The 16,282-nt window shown below is 71.4% G+C and carries 11 protein-coding genes and 6 pseudogenes; 12 read left to right on the top strand and 5 right to left on the bottom strand.

Annotated features, from left to right (window positions below; all coding sequences use genetic code 11):
• Window positions 1-12: 12 nt before the first annotated feature.
• From ACFC79_RS18180 to ACFC79_RS18135, 10 genes and pseudogenes are all read left to right on the top strand, one after another.
• A pseudogene (locus tag ACFC79_RS18180) lies at window positions 13-4,453 on the top strand (beta-ketoacyl synthase N-terminal-like domain-containing protein).
• On the top strand, window positions 4,450-4,776 hold the full coding sequence (locus ACFC79_RS18175; RefSeq protein WP_376241201.1) for an acyl carrier protein: 327 nt from the start codon (window positions 4,450-4,452) through the stop codon (window positions 4,774-4,776). The pseudogene ACFC79_RS18180 and the gene ACFC79_RS18175 overlap by 4 nt, the downstream one beginning before the upstream one ends.
• Window positions 4,777-4,779: 3 nt before the next feature.
• Window positions 4,780-5,607: an alpha/beta fold hydrolase gene (locus ACFC79_RS18170; RefSeq protein WP_376241199.1), complete on the top strand. Its 828-nt coding sequence runs from the start codon at window positions 4,780-4,782 to the stop codon at window positions 5,605-5,607.
• A complete protein-coding gene (locus ACFC79_RS18165) occupies window positions 5,604-6,800 on the top strand; it encodes a glycosyltransferase (protein WP_376241197.1) in 1,197 nt (398 codons plus the stop codon). The genes ACFC79_RS18170 and ACFC79_RS18165 overlap by 4 nt, the downstream gene beginning before the upstream one ends.
• A complete protein-coding gene (locus tag ACFC79_RS18160; protein WP_376241195.1) occupies window positions 6,797-6,997 on the top strand; it encodes a hypothetical protein in 201 nt (66 codons plus the stop codon). The genes ACFC79_RS18165 and ACFC79_RS18160 overlap by 4 nt, the downstream gene beginning before the upstream one ends.
• Window positions 6,998-7,124: 127 nt before the next feature.
• Complete coding sequence (locus tag ACFC79_RS18155) at window positions 7,125-8,192, top strand: class I SAM-dependent methyltransferase (protein WP_376241193.1); 1,068 nt, start codon at window positions 7,125-7,127, stop codon at window positions 8,190-8,192.
• A gap of 263 nt (window positions 8,193-8,455) precedes the next feature.
• The gene (locus tag ACFC79_RS18150; RefSeq protein WP_376241192.1) at window positions 8,456-9,181 is read left to right on the top strand and encodes a hypothetical protein; all 726 of its coding nucleotides are present in this window, start codon (window positions 8,456-8,458) and stop codon (window positions 9,179-9,181) included.
• 171 nt (window positions 9,182-9,352) lie between these two features.
• Window positions 9,353-9,469, top strand: a pseudogene (locus ACFC79_RS18145) (IS5/IS1182 family transposase); the annotation flags it as partial.
• A gap of 103 nt (window positions 9,470-9,572) precedes the next feature.
• Window positions 9,573-10,302 (top strand): annotated as a pseudogene (locus ACFC79_RS18140) (SDR family oxidoreductase).
• Window positions 10,238-10,597: pseudogene (locus ACFC79_RS18135) on the top strand (nitroreductase family protein); the annotation flags it as partial. The pseudogenes ACFC79_RS18140 and ACFC79_RS18135, both read left to right, overlap by 65 nt.
• A 15-nt stretch (window positions 10,598-10,612) precedes the next feature.
• Here ACFC79_RS18135 and ACFC79_RS18130 read toward each other — a convergent pair.
• The gene (locus ACFC79_RS18130; RefSeq protein ID WP_376241190.1) at window positions 10,613-11,458 is read right to left on the bottom strand and encodes an alpha/beta fold hydrolase; all 846 of its coding nucleotides are present in this window, start codon (window positions 11,456-11,458) and stop codon (window positions 10,613-10,615) included.
• Window positions 11,459-11,772: 314 nt separating this feature from the next.
• Window positions 11,773-12,372, bottom strand: coding sequence for a GPP34 family phosphoprotein (locus ACFC79_RS18125; RefSeq protein WP_376241188.1), 600 nt, complete (start codon window positions 12,370-12,372; stop codon window positions 11,773-11,775).
• A 460-nt stretch (window positions 12,373-12,832) separates the two neighbouring features.
• On the opposite strand from ACFC79_RS18125, the pseudogene ACFC79_RS18120 reads away from it, so the two are divergent.
• Window positions 12,833-13,018 (top strand): annotated as a pseudogene (locus ACFC79_RS18120) (phosphoribosyltransferase); the annotation flags it as partial.
• On the opposite strand, the pseudogene ACFC79_RS18115 reads toward ACFC79_RS18120, so the two are convergent.
• From ACFC79_RS18115 to ACFC79_RS18105, 3 genes and pseudogenes are all read right to left on the bottom strand, one after another.
• Window positions 13,019-13,147 (bottom strand): annotated as a pseudogene (locus ACFC79_RS18115) (phosphoribosyltransferase); the annotation flags it as partial.
• Window positions 13,148-13,542: 395 nt separating this feature from the next.
• Complete coding sequence (locus ACFC79_RS18110) at window positions 13,543-14,709, bottom strand: FAD-dependent monooxygenase (RefSeq protein WP_376241186.1); 1,167 nt, start codon at window positions 14,707-14,709, stop codon at window positions 13,543-13,545.
• Between the two features lie 204 nt (window positions 14,710-14,913).
• Window positions 14,914-15,114, bottom strand: a complete 201-nt coding sequence (locus ACFC79_RS18105) for a hypothetical protein (protein ID WP_376241184.1) — start codon at window positions 15,112-15,114, stop codon at window positions 14,914-14,916.
• A 172-nt stretch (window positions 15,115-15,286) separates the two neighbouring features.
• Between ACFC79_RS18105 and ACFC79_RS18100 the strand changes: the two genes are divergently transcribed.
• Entirely contained in the window at window positions 15,287-15,505 is a 219-nt protein-coding gene (locus ACFC79_RS18100) for a hypothetical protein (RefSeq protein ID WP_376241182.1), read from the top strand.
• The last annotated feature ends 777 nt before the right edge of the window (window positions 15,506-16,282 follow it).

Below are 16,282 nucleotides of genomic sequence, written 5' to 3'. Positions count from 1 at the left end.
GCCATCGTGGGGATGGCGGTGCTGCTGCCGGGCGCTGCGGATCTGGACGCCTACTGGCGCAACCTGCGCGACGGCGTGGACGCGATCGGCGCGGTACCGGACGGGCGTTGGGACGCCGAGTACTACCACCCGGGCACCGCTGCCGAGCCGGCCGTCGCGAACCGGGTCTACGCCCGCCGGGGCGGGTTCGTGGACGGGCTCGCGCAGGTGGAGGTCACCCGGTTCGGCATCATGCCGAACTCGGTGGCCGGCACCGAGCCCGACCAGCTCATCGCCCTGCACGTGGCTTCGGCCGCCCTCGACGACGCGGGCGGCACGGATCGCCTTCCCGACCGGGGGCGGGTCGGCGTCGTACTGGGCAGGGGCGGCTATCTCACGCCCGGCCTGGTGCGGCTCGACCAACGGGTCCGTACGGCGGGCCAACTGGTCCGCACACTGGCGGAGTTGCTCCCGCACCTGACGGGAGGTCAACTCGCGAGCGTGCGACAGGCGTTCACCGAGCGTCTCGGTCCGGACAGCCCCGAGTCCGCGATCGGCCTGGTGCCCAATCTCGCCGCCTCCCGGGTCGCCAACCGGCTCGATCTGCGCGGGCCCGCGTACACCGTGGACGCCGCCTGCGCCTCCTCACTGGTCGCCGTGGACCAGGCCGTGGGCGAACTCGCCTCCGGGCGGTGCGACGTGATGCTCGCCGGCGGCGTCCACCACTGCCACGACATCACGTTGTGGAGCGTCTTCTCCCAGCTGCGCGCACTCTCGCCCAGCCAGCGCATCCGGCCCTTCCACCGGGACGCCGACGGCATCCTGATCGGTGAGGGGACGGGCGTGGTCGTCCTCAAGCGGCTGGCCGACGCCGAGCGTGCCGGTGACCGGATCTACGCCGTGGTCCGGGGGACCGGCGTGGCGAGCGACGGACGGGCGGCCGGTCTCATGAACCCCGAGCCCGGTGGTCAGGCGCAGGCCGTACGGCAGGCGTGGCGGGCCGCAGGACTCGACCCCGCCGAACCGGGCTCGGTCGGCCTGCTGGAGGCGCACGGCACCGCGACCCCGGCAGGCGACAGCGCCGAACTCGCCACAATCGCCGAGGTGTTCGGTCTCGGGGACGGTGACGCGGTACTGGGATCGGTCAAGTCGATGATCGGGCACGCCATGCCGGCCGCCGGGGTCGCCGGTCTGGTCAAGGCCGCACTCGCCCTCCACCACCGCACACTCCTTCCGACATTGCACTGCGAGGACCCGCACCCCGCCCTCGCCCGCACCCGGTTCCGCACCCTGGAGAAGTCCGCCGACTGGGAGACCACCGAGCACCGGCCCGTTCGCCGGGCCGCAGTCAACGCGTTCGGCTTCGGCGGGATCAACGCACATGTGGTGCTGGAGGAGGCCCCGGGCACCCGCGGGCCCCGCGCGAGCGTGCCGGCCCGCCCGGTCCTCGAGGTCGCCGAGCCCGAGCACGTCCTGCTGCTCGCGGCCGACTCCCCGGCGCGCCTCGCCGACCTGCTGGACGCCGACGACGACACCGTACGATCCGCCGGCCTCACCCCCGGCCACCCGCACCCGGAGGCGGGCCCCGCCCGTCTCGGCATCGTCGGCCCGACCGCCAAACGGCTCGCCCTGGCCCGCCGCGCGGTCGCCCGGCAGCGAGGCTGGCACGGACGCGGTGACGTCTGGTTCCGGCCGAGCCCTCATGGGCGTCGGCCACGGCGGACTGGCCTTCCTGTTTCCGGGGCTGGAGGGCGAGTTCACCCCGCAGGTCGACGACGTGGCCGCCCATTTCGGCCTGCCTGCCCCCGCAGTCGGCGGAAATCGGACCGGCGACGTGGGCCGGCACGGTATCGGCGTGGTCGCCGTCGGCCGCCTCCTCGACGCGGCGCTGCGCCGCAGCGGGATCGTGCCGGACGCGGTCGCCGGACACAGCGTAGGCGAGTGGACGGCCATGGCGGCGGCCGGGATGTACTCCGGGGACGAGGTCGACGCGTTCATGGCCGCCTTCGACCCCGCCTCGCTGACGGTCCCCGGTCTCGCCTTCGGTGCGATCGGGGCCTCCGCCGAGCGCGTCCTGGCCGCCCTGCACGACGAGGGCGGGAGCCGGGCGGGCCTGGTCCTCTCCCATGACAACGCCCCCGGTCAGTCGATGGTGTGCGGTCCGCAGGGGGCGGTGGAGGACTTCGTACGGGCACGTCGCGCCCAGGGCGTCCTCAGCCAGGTTCTGCCATTCCGCTCGGGCTTCCACACCCCCATGCTGCGCCCCCATCTCGGACCGATCGAGGAGGCCGCCCGCCGGTTCCGGCTGCATCCGCCGCACACCCCGCTCTGGTCCGGCACGACCGCAGCGCCGTTCCCCGAGGACGAGAAGGGGATCCGGACCCTCTTCGTCCGGCATCTGCTGGAACCCGTGAGGTTCCGGCAGCTGACCGAGGCCCTGCACGCGGCCGGTCACCAGGTGTTCGTCCAGGTCGGACCCGGTCAGCTCGGCTCCCTCGTGAGCGACACGCTGGGCGATCGCGACCACCTGGTGGTCGCCGCCAACTCGCCCCACCGCACCGGCCTCGCCCAGTTGCGCCGGGTGGCCACCGCGCTGTGGACGGCGGGTTCGACGGTGGCGCCCTCCTTGCGCCCCACCGAGGCGGCGGCCACGCATCAACGGCCGCCGGTTCACCTGGACCTGAGTGGTGCTCTGGTGTCCCTCTCGCCCCGGCGGCTCCCCGCGCTGCGGGCCGGGCTGCGGGCACCCGCGCGTGCGCAGGTCCCCGCCGGTTCGTCGCCGCTGGACTCCCTCGTCGAGAGCTCCCCGGTGGCCGCCGAGCTGAGCGCCCTGCTGAGCGAGACCGCGGACACGGCGGCCGCCCTCATGTCCGCGAGAACGAGGACACCTGCGCCGGCCCCGGCTGCCGGGCCGCGGGCCACGACCGTCCACGTCTCGCCCGACACCATGCCCTACCTCCTGGACCACTGCTTCTTCCCTCAGCGGCCCGGCTGGCCCGAAGTCGCCGACCGATGGCCGGTCGTCCCGGCCACGACGATCGTGCAGCACATCGTGGACGCGGCGCAGGAGACGGTCCCCGGCGGGCTGCCGGTCGCCGTGCACGGCGCGCGGTTCGACGAGTGGCTCACCGCCACCCCGTCCGTCGACGTGCCCGTGACCGTGACGCCGAAGGGAGCGGGCCTTCTCGCCGTCTCCTTCGGCCCGCGGGCACGCGCCACCGTGGAACTCGCCCCCGCGTACCCCACCCCGCCCCCCGCTCCCTGGACCACCGATCTCGGAGCCGAGCACGCCCCGGACCACACCGCTGCCCAGCTCTACGCCGAGCGGTGGATGTTCCACGGCCCGGCGTTCCAGGGCGTGAGCGAACTCACCGCGATCGGTGACCGCCATGTGCGCGGACGTCTCACCACCCCTTCCGCGCCCGGCGCGCTGCTGGACAACGTCGGCCAGGTCCTCGGCTACTGGATCATGGCGACCCGTTCCGAGCGCACCGTCGTGTTCCCCGTCGGGATGAGGGAAATGCGGTTCTACGGGCCGCATCCGGTGCAGGGCACGGAGGTGGAATGCCTGGTGCGCGTCACCTCGCTCACCGACACCTCTCTGGAGGCCGACGTACAGCTGAGGGCCGGGGGCACCGTGTGGGCGGAGCTGTACGGCTGGCAGGACCGCCGCTTCGACAACGACCCGCAGACCCGGCCCGTCGAGCGCTTCCCGGAGCGCAACACCCTGTCCGAGCCGCGGCCCGGCGGCTGGCGGCTGCTGCACGAGAGGTGGCCGGACCTGGCGTCCCGGGAGCTGATCATGCGCAACGCCCTGGGGAGCGCGGAACGCGCGGAGTACGCGCGGCACGCGCCGCGCGGACGTCGGCAGTGGCTGCTGGGGCGCATCGCGGTCAAGGACGCGGTGCGGCAGTGGCTGTGGGACCACGGCGAGGGCCCCGTCTTCCCGGCGGAACTGCGGGTGCACAACGACGAGACGGGCCGTCCGTACGTCACCGGCGTGCACGGGCGGGTCCTGCCCCCGTTGGACGTCTCGCTGGCCCACTGCGCGGAGGCGGCCGTCGCGATCGTCCGACCGCACGGCCACGGCCCCGGCCCCGGCATCGACATCGAGGAGGTCACCGACCGCCCCCCGCAGGCCCTGGCCGCCGTCCTCGACGGGGACGAACTGCCGCTGCTGCACCGCCTGTCGGCCGACACCGGCGAGAGCGAGGCCCTGTGGTTCACCCGTTTCTGGGCTGCCAAGGAGTCCGTCGCGAAGGCGGAGGGGACCGGATTCGGCGGCCGGCCACGGGACTTCACCGTGCTCGACGCGACACCGGCCGGCGACCGGCTGACCGTCGCGGGCCGCCTGGAACGCGCCTACACCGTGCACTGCGTGCCGGCCGCCAACCCGCCCCGGCTGCCGGAGCGCACATACGCAGTGGCATGGACGACGGGAAACCCGACCACCAAGGAGTACGACGCCCGATGACAGCTCCCACCCCCCGAATCCCCGTCACCGCCGACGAGGAGTCCGTCCTCGCCGACCTCTCCGACATGCTGGCGCGGCTCCTGGAGGACGAGTACGGCCTCGACGACGTCGAGATCGGCATGACGACGACCTTCAACCGCGACCTGGAGCTGGAGAGCATCGACCTCGTCACCCTGGCCGGGCTGCTCCAGGAACGGTACGGAGACCGGGTCAACTTCGCGGAGTTCCTCGCCGGTATGGAGTTCGACGAGATCATCGAGCTGACCGTCGGACGGCTGGTCGAGTACGTCGTGGCCGGTCTGAAGGCCGGGGAGGCGAGCTGAGCCGTGGCGATGGTCGACACCGGCGCCGTCCGGTTGCACGTACAGCGGATCGGTCCGCGGGAGGACCGGCCGGCCATCGGCACCGTGGTGCTGGTGCATGGTCTGCTCACCGACAGCCTGGCCAGCTACTACTTCACCGTCGCGCCCGCGTTCGCCGCCGCCGGTCTCGATGTCGTCATGTACGACCTGCGCGGCCACGGGCGCAGCGAACGCCCGGCCGAGGGCTACACGGTCGAGCACAACATCGACGACCTGGAGGCGCTGCTCGACCGGCTGGCGGTGACCGGTCCGGTGCATCTGGTCGGCAACTCCTTCGGCGGCACGATCGCGTTCGGCTTCGCGGCCCGGCGCCCCGAGCGGGCGGCGAGCGTCGGTCTCATCGAGTCCGAACCGGCCACCGCCGCCTGGGCGGTGAAGCTGGCAGGAATCCTGGACCGCGTCGTTACTCAGCTCGCCCACAACGAGCCCGACGCGATCGCCTGGATCAGCACCCACCGCGGGCACAACACCGCGCGCCTGGCCAAGGGCGCGGCCCGGCTGGCCCGTGAGACCACCCTCGGCCGGGACATCCCTGCCAGCAACGTCCTGACGGCCGACCAGATCGCCGCAGTGCGCTGTCCCGTGCTCGGCCTGTACGGCGGCGAATCCGACCTCGCCGAGCTCGCGCCCTGGCTGGCGTCAGCGCTTCCGGACTGCCGGACCGTGGTGATCCCGGGGCACGAGCACTCGGTTCTGGTGGAGGCATCCGGGACGGTCGGCAGGCACATCCTGGCGCTCGTCGAGGAGGCCGGCCGCACCACTGGGCGGGTGGCGGCGGAGGTGGCCGGGTGAGCCGCTTCCTCTTCGTCGTCCCGCCCCTGGTCGGGCACATCAACCCGACCGTCGGTGTCGCCGCCGAACTCCGCGCGTCAGGACACGAGGTGGCGTGGGTGTGTCCCGATCCGGCGCTGGTCGGCCGACTCGCGGGCACCGGGGCCGGCCCCGTCATGGCATGCGACGGGACGCCCCCGGGCGAGCGGCCGGCGGAGCTGCGCGGTCCTGAGGCGCTGAAGTTCCTGTGGGAGTGGTATCTGTTGCCGCTGGCCGAGGCGATGGCCCCGGGCGTCCGGGCCGCCGTCGAGGCGTTCCGGCCGGACGTCGTCGTCGCCGACCAGCAGGCATTCGCGGGTGCGCTGATCGCGGAGCGGCTGGGCCTGCCGTGGGCGACCTCGGCGACCACGTCGGCCGAGTTCACCGATCCCCTCGCCGGACTACCCAAGGTCGGCCAGTGGTTGCAGCGGCGGCTGGGCGCGCTCCGGGAGACCGTCGGGGATCCGGCGGGCACGGCCGACCCCCGCTTCTCACCGCACCTCGTCCTCGCTTTCAGCGCACCCGAGTTGGTGGGTTCGGCGCACGACGGGGTCTGCTGGGTCGGTCCGTCGATCACGGCGCGTCCGTCAACCTCCGACTTCCCGTGGGAATGGCTCGACGCCGACCGCACCACCGTCCTGGTCACATTGGGCACGGCGAACGCCGATGTCGGCGGCCGGTTCCTCGATGTGTGCCGGAGCGCGCTGCGGGAGCGGGCCGACCGGGTGCAGGCGGTGATCGCCGATCCCGGTGGCGTGCTCTCGGCGCGGGACGGCGACAAGGATGTGCTGATCGTGCCGTCCGTTCCGCAACTCGCCCTTCTGGAGAGGGGCGTCGGCGCAGTCGTCTGCCACGCCGGACACAACAGTGTGTGCGAGGCGCTGTGGCATGGGGTTCCGCTCGTGGTGGCTCCCATCCGCGACGACCAGCCGGTGGTGGCCGGACAAGTCGTGGACGCCGGGGCAGGGGTGCGGGTGCGGTTCGGGCGGGTCACCGTCCAGAAGCTCGGCTCGGTGGTCGACTCGGTCCTGGACGACACCGGATACCGCGACCGGGCCCACCGGATCCGCACGGCATTGCGTTCCGCGGGTGGGGCCCGTGCCGCCGCGCTCCGGCTCGGTGAACTTGACGAGTCCTTCCGGAAGTCTGCGGGCATGACGGGAGGACGCCCGTGATCATCAGTGACGGCGAAGCCGGACACCCCGGCGACCGCACACCACAGCCCGGCCAGTCGTCGAGCACCTACGCCCCGGACCCGAAGACCTCCTCGACCGCGTGCACACCGGCCAAGCCGCCCACCCCGCACAGCGCAGCGCGTGCGGACAGCCGGTCGACCCGCCATGTCCCGGTGATCTCGCTGTGCGTCAGGTGAGCATGTCGAGGCCCGGGAAGGCTCCGCCCCGGCCCACCCGAGCCGCCACGACCCCGACAGACACTCTCGCGCACCGCGCATCCGCCGATGCAACCCCACGACGTACGGGAACAGCCAGGGAGTTCAGATGAGCGAAGACACCGAACCCGCTGTCCGGATCGCCCGGCTGCGGCCCGCATATCAGGCGGACATCGCCGCCGGCTGGGAGAGCTTCTTCGAGCCGCGCCGCACCGACTGCCCATGGTGCGGTTCGCAGGAGCTGACCACCCGGCTGCGCACCACCGACCTGCTCCAGCACAAGCCGGGCCGTTTCGTCCTGGACCGCTGCGAGGGCTGTGGTCACACCTTTCAGAACCCTCGACTGAACGCGCAGGGACTGGATTTCTACTACCGGGACTTCTACGACGGGCTCGGCGAGAAACAACTCGGTGACACCTTCGGGGGCCGTACCAAGATGTACCGGGGGCGGGCCGAGTCGATGCTGCCCTACGACTCCGCGCCGAAGAGATGGCTGGACGTCGGGACCGGGCACGGCCACTTCTGCGAGGCTGCGCGGGCGGTGCTGCCCCACACCGCATTCGACGGACTCGACTTCACCGACGGCGTCGAACTTGCCGAGCGGGAGGGCCGGGTGGACCGTGGCCACCGAGGCAACTTTCCCGACCTCGCAACCGAACTGGGCGGCCACTACGACGTGGTGAGCATGTTTCACTACCTGGAGCACAGCACCGAGCCCGATCGTGAACTGCGCGCCGCATGGGAGACGGTACGGCCCGGTGGGCATCTCCTCATCGAGGTGCCGGACCCCGAGAGCCGCTATGCCAGGCTGCTGGGCCGTTGGTGGCTGCCCTGGCTCCAGCCGCAGCACCTGCACTTCGTCCCGGTGGCCAATCTGCGCGAGCGGCTCACGGGGATGGGCTTCACCGTGGTCGCCGAGCAGCATGCCGAGCCGCACGATCCGGTCGACCTGCTGGCCGCCGTATGGCTGTCGCTGAACCATGTGGCACCGCGCGACGATGCGCCGTGGCTGCCCGAGCCACCGAGCCGGCTGCGCCGCACGCTGCGCGGGGTACTGCTGATTGCCGGCATTCCGGCGTTGGTGGTGGGAACCCTGCTCGACCGGCTCGCGGTACGGCCGCTGTCGTACCGGCTTCGGGTGTCGAACGCGTATCGGATCGTGGCCCGGCGCAACTGAGGCAGTTGGGCCCTTGACGAGGTACGGCCGCGCCGGTCCTGCCACGGATCGGAGTGCTCGGGCGTCGAGTTGCTGCGGTGCGGCCCCGCGCAGCACGTCGTCCGGGAGGAGGACCGACCCCTGACTCGGATCGGATCCGGGGCTCGGACCGGCTGGGGCCTCGGTCGGGGCGTGGTGCGGCTGGTCGGCCGCTACTGGCCGTGATTCCTGCCGGGGGTGTGGAGACGGTTCCGGCTTGTCGGGTGATCTGCGATCATGCCGGGATGCCGATCACCGTCGCCGTGCCGTGCCCGACGTGTTCGCGGCGCGCCCGCCCCGCCTGGTCGGAGAGTCCTGCGCCGCGCTGGGCCGCGCTGGCCGGCACAACACGCGTGGAGTGGGCGGACGTCACTCCTGACAGCCTGCCGCAGGACTTGCACGAGCCGTTCCTCAGGACCCAGTCGCTGCCGCTGCCCGGCGAGGAGCGCGTGGTCAGGGTGCACGGGCCCTTCCTCGCCGATGGTCGAGTCCCGTTCTGGGCTCTGTTCGAGCCTGCTCTCGCCGCGCTGAACGGGCTGGACGAATACCCGGAGCTGATGCGGGACTGCGCGATGACCGCTTGCACGCCCCTTGCCGTGCTCGTCCGGGGAAGCGGGTACGTCTGGTTGCGAGTCCGAGTGGAGGAGGTCGTGAAACTTGTCGACGCCGCAGACAGATTCCCGCCCTCGACTGCCGGGGCATGGGAAGAATTGCTCCCTCCGGACGGAGCCGGGGTGACGTCCATTCAGGCCGCTTCTGGCAGGCTGCGCTACTACTGCTGGTCGATGCAGAGCGACGTCGGGTGCTGGGCGGTGTGCACCGACGACGAGCACGGCATGGCGGTCCTGCTCTACGGGAAGTGGGCTTTCGATCAGGACGACGTCGTTCTCGGCCATCGCCTGCTCTCCCCGTCCGAGACCGCCCTGCTGCGGGCCGCGTGGCCCGACCCGCACCCCGGCCGCAGCGGGTGATCCACCGGCCGAGGGCCAAGAGCGGCAGCCACAGCCGGGCGGCGGCACGCGATGCTGTCGCGCATGGACACCACCGGGGTGCTGTTCGGGGGCAACGCCCCACCGGCCGCTGATCCTGGCGCTTGTGAACCCGCGCGAGGACGTGGCCAGTGGGGGAGCAGGAAGACGCCGGGGCTGTTCGCCCGGCCGGAGCAGATCGCACTGTCTGCCCATGACCGCATCGCCGGTCTCGTCCTGGACCGAATCGCCGTGGACGGCGCCTTTGCCAAGGCCCCCGGCGGGGGGCAGCTGACGCCGCCCCTCCTCAGCCGATCAAGAGGCAGTTCCTTGCCCCATCCATGTAAGGAAATATGTGTCACATTCTGCACGTAACCCCCATGAAAGGTATTCCATGAAGATCGCAGTCATCGGCGGTACCGGACTGATCGGGTCCCAGGTCGTCAAGAACCTGGCCGCCGCCGGGCACGAGGCCGTACCGCACTCGAAGTCCACCGGCGTCGACGTCATCAGCGGCCAGGGACTTGGACGAGGCGGTGGCGGGAGCCGATGTCGTCGTCAACCTGACGAACTCCCCGACCTTCGACGAAGCCTCCCCGGCCTTCTTCCGGACCTCGATGGACAACCTCCTGGCCGCGGCCCGCAAGGGCGGCGTCGGCCACGTCGTCATCCTTTCGATCGTCGGCACGGACCAGGTGCCGGAGCTGGACTACTACCGGGCCAAGGCGCTCCAGGAGAATCTCCTCGCCTCCGGGGCGATTCCCTACTCGATCGTCCGGGCGACGCAGTTCATGGAGTTCATGGACGCCGTCCTGTCCTGGACCGCCGACGACAGCACCGTCCGGCTGCCCGCCACGCCAATCCAGCCGATCGCCTCCAAGGACGTGGCCGCCGCGGTGGCGGAGGTCGCCGCGGGCGCCCCGCTGAACGGCATCCGCAACATCGCGGGCCCCGAGATCTTCGCCCTGGACGAGCTGGGCCGGATCACCCTGTCCCACAAGGGCGACCACCGTACCGTCGTCACCGATCCCACCGCCGGCATGTTCGCCGCCGTCAAGGGTGACGTCCTCACCGACAAGGACGCCCACCTCGCCGCCACTCGCTACGCCGACTGGCTCTCCTGACTTCACCACCTCTCGCGTGTCCTGTTTCCCGGCCCGGCAGCCGGCTTCGTCGCGCCCGCCGGGTTCGACGGCCCGGGTCGGACGGGGATCCGGCCCTGGTCCTCCGGTACTGACCGCCGCGGCCTGGGCGCCGTCCGGATCGAACCGCCGGACATGGCGGGCCTACGTGGTGACCGGTGAACCGCTGACCGAGCTCAAGAAGCGTGTCGGCGAGCGCGTGGCCTCAGGTGGCCCCTGGGACGAGCGGGAGCGGCTCAAGGCCGAGTTCGCCGAGGCGGTCGAGGAGACCGGCGTGACGGCTGCATCGACGTCAGGAGCCGCCCGCAGCCGCGGTGGCACCCTGGAGGATGAGGTCGGCCACGGCGTCGGGGCGGGCGATGAGGGACACGTGGCAGGAGTCGATCTCCTGCGTGTGGGAGTGGGCGCGTTCGGCCTCGAAGCGCTGCTGCTGGGGGCTGATGGTCATGTCCTGCCGTCCCACCAGGGCCCAGGACGGAATCTCCTTCCAGGCCGCCACCTTGGCCGTCTCGGAGAACGCGGTCGTGGCCGCCGGGCGCTGGGTGACACCCAACAGGTCCGCCCGGTTCTCCGGCAGGCAATTGGCGAAGACCGGGTGGACCTTGTCCCGCTTGAGGTACAGGTCGGTGCCGCCGCCGTCGGCTGTCCGATACGGCACGGAGGTCGTGGCGGTGCCCAGGGCGCTGGGGAAGCGGGCGGACAGCGACATACCGCTCTCACCGACGTCGGGCATTTGTGCGTTGATGTAGATCAGGGCTTTGACCTGGGAGTTTCTCGCCGCGGCAGTACTGATGACGGCACCGCCGTAGGAGTGACCGGCCAGGACGATCGGGCCTTTGACCGTCTTCAGGACGGAGGCGATGTATGCGGAATCGCTGTACAGGCCGCGCAGCGGGTTGGCAGGGGCCATCACGGTGTAACCGCGGCGCTGCAGCCGCTCGATCACCCCGTTCCAGCTGGAGCTGTCCGCGAAGGCGCCGTGGACCAGGACGACGGTCGGCTTGGGGGCGTTCGCACCGTCGTCCGCTGCCACCGGGATCGCGGTCAGCGCGGACAGGGCGGCTACCGCGCATCCTGCCGTGGCCACGTGCAGCGCTCTGCTTCGGAACAGTGAGCGGCGTATCGCGGGTACTGTCATGCCGACCTCGCTCTCAAGAGGGGCCTACGTCATCTCAGCGTTCACGTGGTAGACCGAACGGGCCATACATCGGCATCCAAGCGGGTGACGTGGGCGCGGCACGGGAGTGACATCCCGCATGGGCCCTGGTCGCCCCGGCCCAGCAGGGCACGCGTCCGGCAGCAGTGCGGTTCCCGCTGCGGTGAACACGGACCCGATCCGTGCGGGCTCCGGGTGGACGGAGGTGATGTCCGCCCCGGACCCGGACCGCGGAACCGCTGCGACAGTTCACCGTCGCCGTCGGACTCGACCGCGCCCCCGAAGGCGGGCTCGGCTCACGGTCCGCGCCAGAGGTTGGCGAAGGCCGTTTTCTCGATGTTCCGCCTCTGGCGTACGGCCTCCAGTTCCATCACCGCGTCGTGGACGGCGGCCACCACGGTCGTCACCGCCTCGTCATCGAGGCCGGTCTCATCGTCGCCTCCTTCGTCGGAGATGCCCACGGCGGAGGCGAGGGCGGCCAGGACGGGTTCCTTCTCCTCCCAGCGTTCGGTTGCACGGCGGCGCGCGGGGGTGTCGACGGGTTCCACGCGTTCCGAGCCGAAGGGCAGCCGACCGCTTCGCTGCGGCTTCAGCTCACCGTTCTCCTCCAATGCGGCCTGGTACGCGGCCGAGAGGTCTCGGCCCCGGCGCCACAGCCAGTCCTCGATCCGCTCGTAGGGTGCCTGCCGAGTGAGCCCTGCCGCAGCCTCGCCCACGAACCGATCGTCCAGTGTCGGCGGTCCACCCGGCACGATGCGGTCTCCGTCCACGGTGACCGCATCCGCACCGATGAGATCGATCAGCTCGGCTCCCGCGAGCGCGAGGGACAGATCGCCCTGCCCCACGGAACGGTTCAGGCCCATGGCGACGATGAACAGGTCTTTCGCCGTGGTCATGAGTGGCTCCCCTCGGAGACATCGACAGCGGTGCGCCCCACCGACCGGGCCCGCACCCGAGGCCGGCCCGACGGCGCGACGACTGTCACGATCAGTATTGCCCGCCCGAGCGGCCGAAGCCCTTTCGCAAGGCTGCGGGAGCTTGTGCCGACAGTCGGCCGCGGGTGCGAGATGGGCGGGGAATCAGGAGCAAGGGGGGAATTTCTCCTGGCCGCCCGAGAGGAACGCCGTTGGGGCGCCTGCCGGGCAGAAAGCCCAGGTCAGGCGCCCTTGTTCGAGCCTCCGGAAGAAGCCGAGCCTCTTCGGCGAGATACGGCACCAGAAGATTCTTCGTCTGCTGGCGGTACACCGCCCGCTTGGCTCTGACCAGCGCAAATGTGCCATGCGGAGGGGCATGGGTGGACCTTGGTCCGAGTATGGTCCGGACCTTGCGTAGGTTGGCGCGACCGCCGCTCCCAGCGCCGTGCAGGCTGGTGCGGTGGTGCCGCGCGGGCAATTGACGGTGCCCGAGGGCGCGAGCGAAATCGTGGTGTTCGCGCATGGCAGTGGCAGCGGTCGGCACAGCCCGCGCAACCGGTTCGTGGCCGCCGGACTGAATCGGGCCGGGCTGGGCACCCTGCTGTTCGACCCGCTCACCAAGGAGGAAGAGATCGAGTTGTGCCTCGCGGTTGAGGTCGAGCACCAGCTGGTCATGGCCCCCGACGATCAGCAGCGTGGGCGCCGTCACCGCCGGCAGTCGTGGCCCCGCCAAATCGGGCCTGCCGCCCCGCTGGAGCCGGATGTGGATGCGCCGCCGCGCACGGTGCGGGGGCAGGGCTCGGGGAGGACCGTATGACTGTTTCGTCGCCTGCAACTGACGCACCGCCGGCCCGGTACGACGACCTGCGTGCTTGGTGATCAACTGTACGCTCGAACGCTCGCCGGAGACGAGCAGCACCCACGGACTGATTGACCGCAGCAGCGCCGCCATGGACTCGCAGCGAGTGCATGTCGATGTCGTACGGGCGGTGGACCACGACATCGCCACCGGTGTGTGGCCCGACAAGGGGGAGCGCGGCTGGGAGAGACGGACGCCCGGCCGGACCTCCACCAGCAGGTCCTGGCGGCCGCTGGTGGCGGCCGACGTGCGGCCTGCCTGCGACACGGCCCCACAGCACCGGTACGGACGAGTCACGCAGAGACGAAGAAGCGCCGGCTGTCGGCAGTCCCGAGTGATGACCGGTTCGCCAAATCGACCCCGGCCCGCGACAGGGCTACCAGGTGGAGGAGCCTCTCGCGTTCCCAGTCCGCGAGCCGCCCCGCCGGCAGGTCTTGGCCAGGTGACCATCCGCCCAGTGCCGCCGCGAGCCCGGCCGCGTCGGCGAATGCCTTGGAGGTCCCGGAGGCCGTATGAGGACGGACCGTTCCGGCAGCGTCACCGATCAGAGCCACGTGGTCGGCGACCATCCGGTGAGGCGTCAGGTCGAAGACCGGCTGCATGAAGACGTCCGAGCACCGTACGAGTTGCGCGAACTGCGGTGGAAGCGATGCGTCCGCCGTGGCGGAGAGTTCCGCCGCGGTCCGCGGCAGCATCTCTCCGGGCGGCAGGAACGTCGTGTACGGCTTCCCGGACCGGCTCGCGAGCAGCCTCTGCAGATCGCGTTCGGGCACGTTCATGTACCACACCCAGTTGACGCGTCTGGAGCCCTCTGTCAGCTCACCGTCGGGGCCCGGGACGAGGTAGCACAGCATCTGCAGGCCGTCCGAGCCGAAGAACGTGAACCGGCCTGCCAGCAGCTCCAGCAGATCGCTGGGCAGGGCGGATTCCGGCTCCAAGCCTCGCCAGGCCACGTAGCCGGCGTACGAGGGGCGGGCGGCGGGATCGAGCAGTCGGCGCGTCGCCGAGCCGATTCTGTCGGCACCCGCCAGGAAGTGGCCCTGCGTCGTGTGCCCGTCCGCGAACTCGGCCGTGACGGCGGAGCCCTCCGCCCGGACCCGTCTCAGGGCGCTGTCCAGGCGGTAGCAGACCCCGGTGAGGGGTTCCCGCAGCGCCCGGTAGAGGGTGTCCCACGCGGTCATGAGCTGGGGTGCCTCGTACCGGGTGGCCCTGCCGTGGAGGTGGAGCTGTTGGCGTTCCCGCAGCTCCACGCTCACCGCCCGCGCCGACATGCCCAGACGAACGAGCAGTGCCTCCACCTCGGGTTGCATGACGACCCCGGCGCCACGGGCCTGCATCCTGCCTGCGGAACGCTCGTACACGGCGGCCTCGGCCCCCACGGCCCGCAGCTCGTGGGCTGCCGCGAGACCTGCGACGGACCCCCCGATGATCACAACCCTTACCGCTTTGCTCGGCTGCATCGGATGCCTTCCTGTCGTCGGCCCCGGCGACGCGGCCCCTCCTATGCTCGCGCTGTCGCGCGAGACCCGCACCCGCGCTCGCCGTCGTTCCCTGATCCGCGCCCACGACAGCGTCCGTCCGAAGCCGCGGTTCGCCTTCCTCCCGGCCGCGTGCCCGCCTCCGGATCGTCTGTCCTGGTTGCCGTCCGTGGGGTGTACGGGACATCAAAGGTTCGTGCCGTTTGCGCAGACGGTCACCGTCCTGCCGCTCTGAACACCAGTCATCGTGTACGACTTGCCCGTGCCGAGCAGGCTCGCGTTCTTCGCGACGCCGCAGACACCCTTGATGGCGAACGAGGTCACCGACTGCGCGGGAACGGTGAACGCCGCCTTGCCATCGACGACTTTGACCGGGGCCTGCTTCACCAGCTTGCCGGCCGCGTCGGTGAGGTCCGACCCGCGGCACCACCCTCGTCCCGACCCGCCCGCGAGAGCACGGCCCCCGGCGGCACGCTGATGTGAGTTCTTGGACCGTTTCCCATGTGGCGGTGGGGCGTTGGGCTGTTCATGCGACGGGGGCGCGGCGCTCGCCCCGGGGGTGGCCACCCAGCTGATGTGTGGTGGACAGAGCGGCCGGGTGGACACCCGCACGCCGCGCGAGTACGAGGTGCTGGAGCTGAGGGTGCAAGGCCACTCCAACCGCGCCGTCGCCGCGCTGCTGCTCGGCCCCGACGAGTGGCTGGTCCTGTCCCGCACCGACGGCACGGCGCTCGCGGACAGGGCCGTCACCCGGCCGCCGGGGTCGCGCTCGGGATGACCGCGGCCGAGCGGGCCGACGAACGCACCGTGGGCCGCTTCGGCGACCTGGTCGCCGGTGACGTAACAGCAGGGTGCTCTCGTCCCCGGCCCCGGCGTGGGCGCGGGCGGCGTCCACGCGCGGCCCGCCACGTGCCTTCGTTGATCCGGACGAGCATGATCACATCAGCCTCCGACAGCCGACAGCCGACAGCACCGTCCACCGTGGCGCAGCTGTGGCGGACGCGGCAGCAGGCACGGACAGTGGGACGGTTTCACCGGTCTGCGACGGGACGCGCGGCCGGTTCGGGCCCGCACGGCCGTGCCCGGCGGAGGGCGGGGCCGTTCGCTGTGCCTCTGCCTTCGCTATACCTCGGACACGGTGAAGAGGCCGCCGTCCGGGTCGCGAATGACATACGCGGTCTTCGAGGAACCGGTGTGCGAGGAGGCAACCGGTGAGGACTCGCCCCCGGCAACAGGCTTGGCGTGCGCCGTGGCCACCGAGAAATCGCCGCCGAGGCCGCTGTCACGGAAGCCCCATTCCGTGACCGGCGCGTAGAGGACTGTGCGGCAGGCAGATCGGGTGCCATCAGGTTCACCCAGCACGGTGCGCCGGTCACCGGTGTGATCCGTTCGAAGGCCGACATGCGATGCTCCTTCCGGTCGACGTGTCGCACGCGCTGCGTTTCCGGGAACCGGCGGAGCCTTCGAACGGCCAGGGCGTACCGGTCACCGCCTGCCTTTCAGCCGGATACGGGGCCTCCAGGAGTGGCGGGAGCCGCGTGACGTCGTAGCGGTA

The organism is Streptomyces sp. NPDC056061, from assembly GCF_042266885.1.
Lineage (GTDB): Bacteria > Actinomycetota > Actinomycetes > Streptomycetales > Streptomycetaceae > Streptomyces.
Note: the sequence above shows the minus strand (reverse complement) of the source record. Positions and strands in the feature narration are given on the sequence as shown.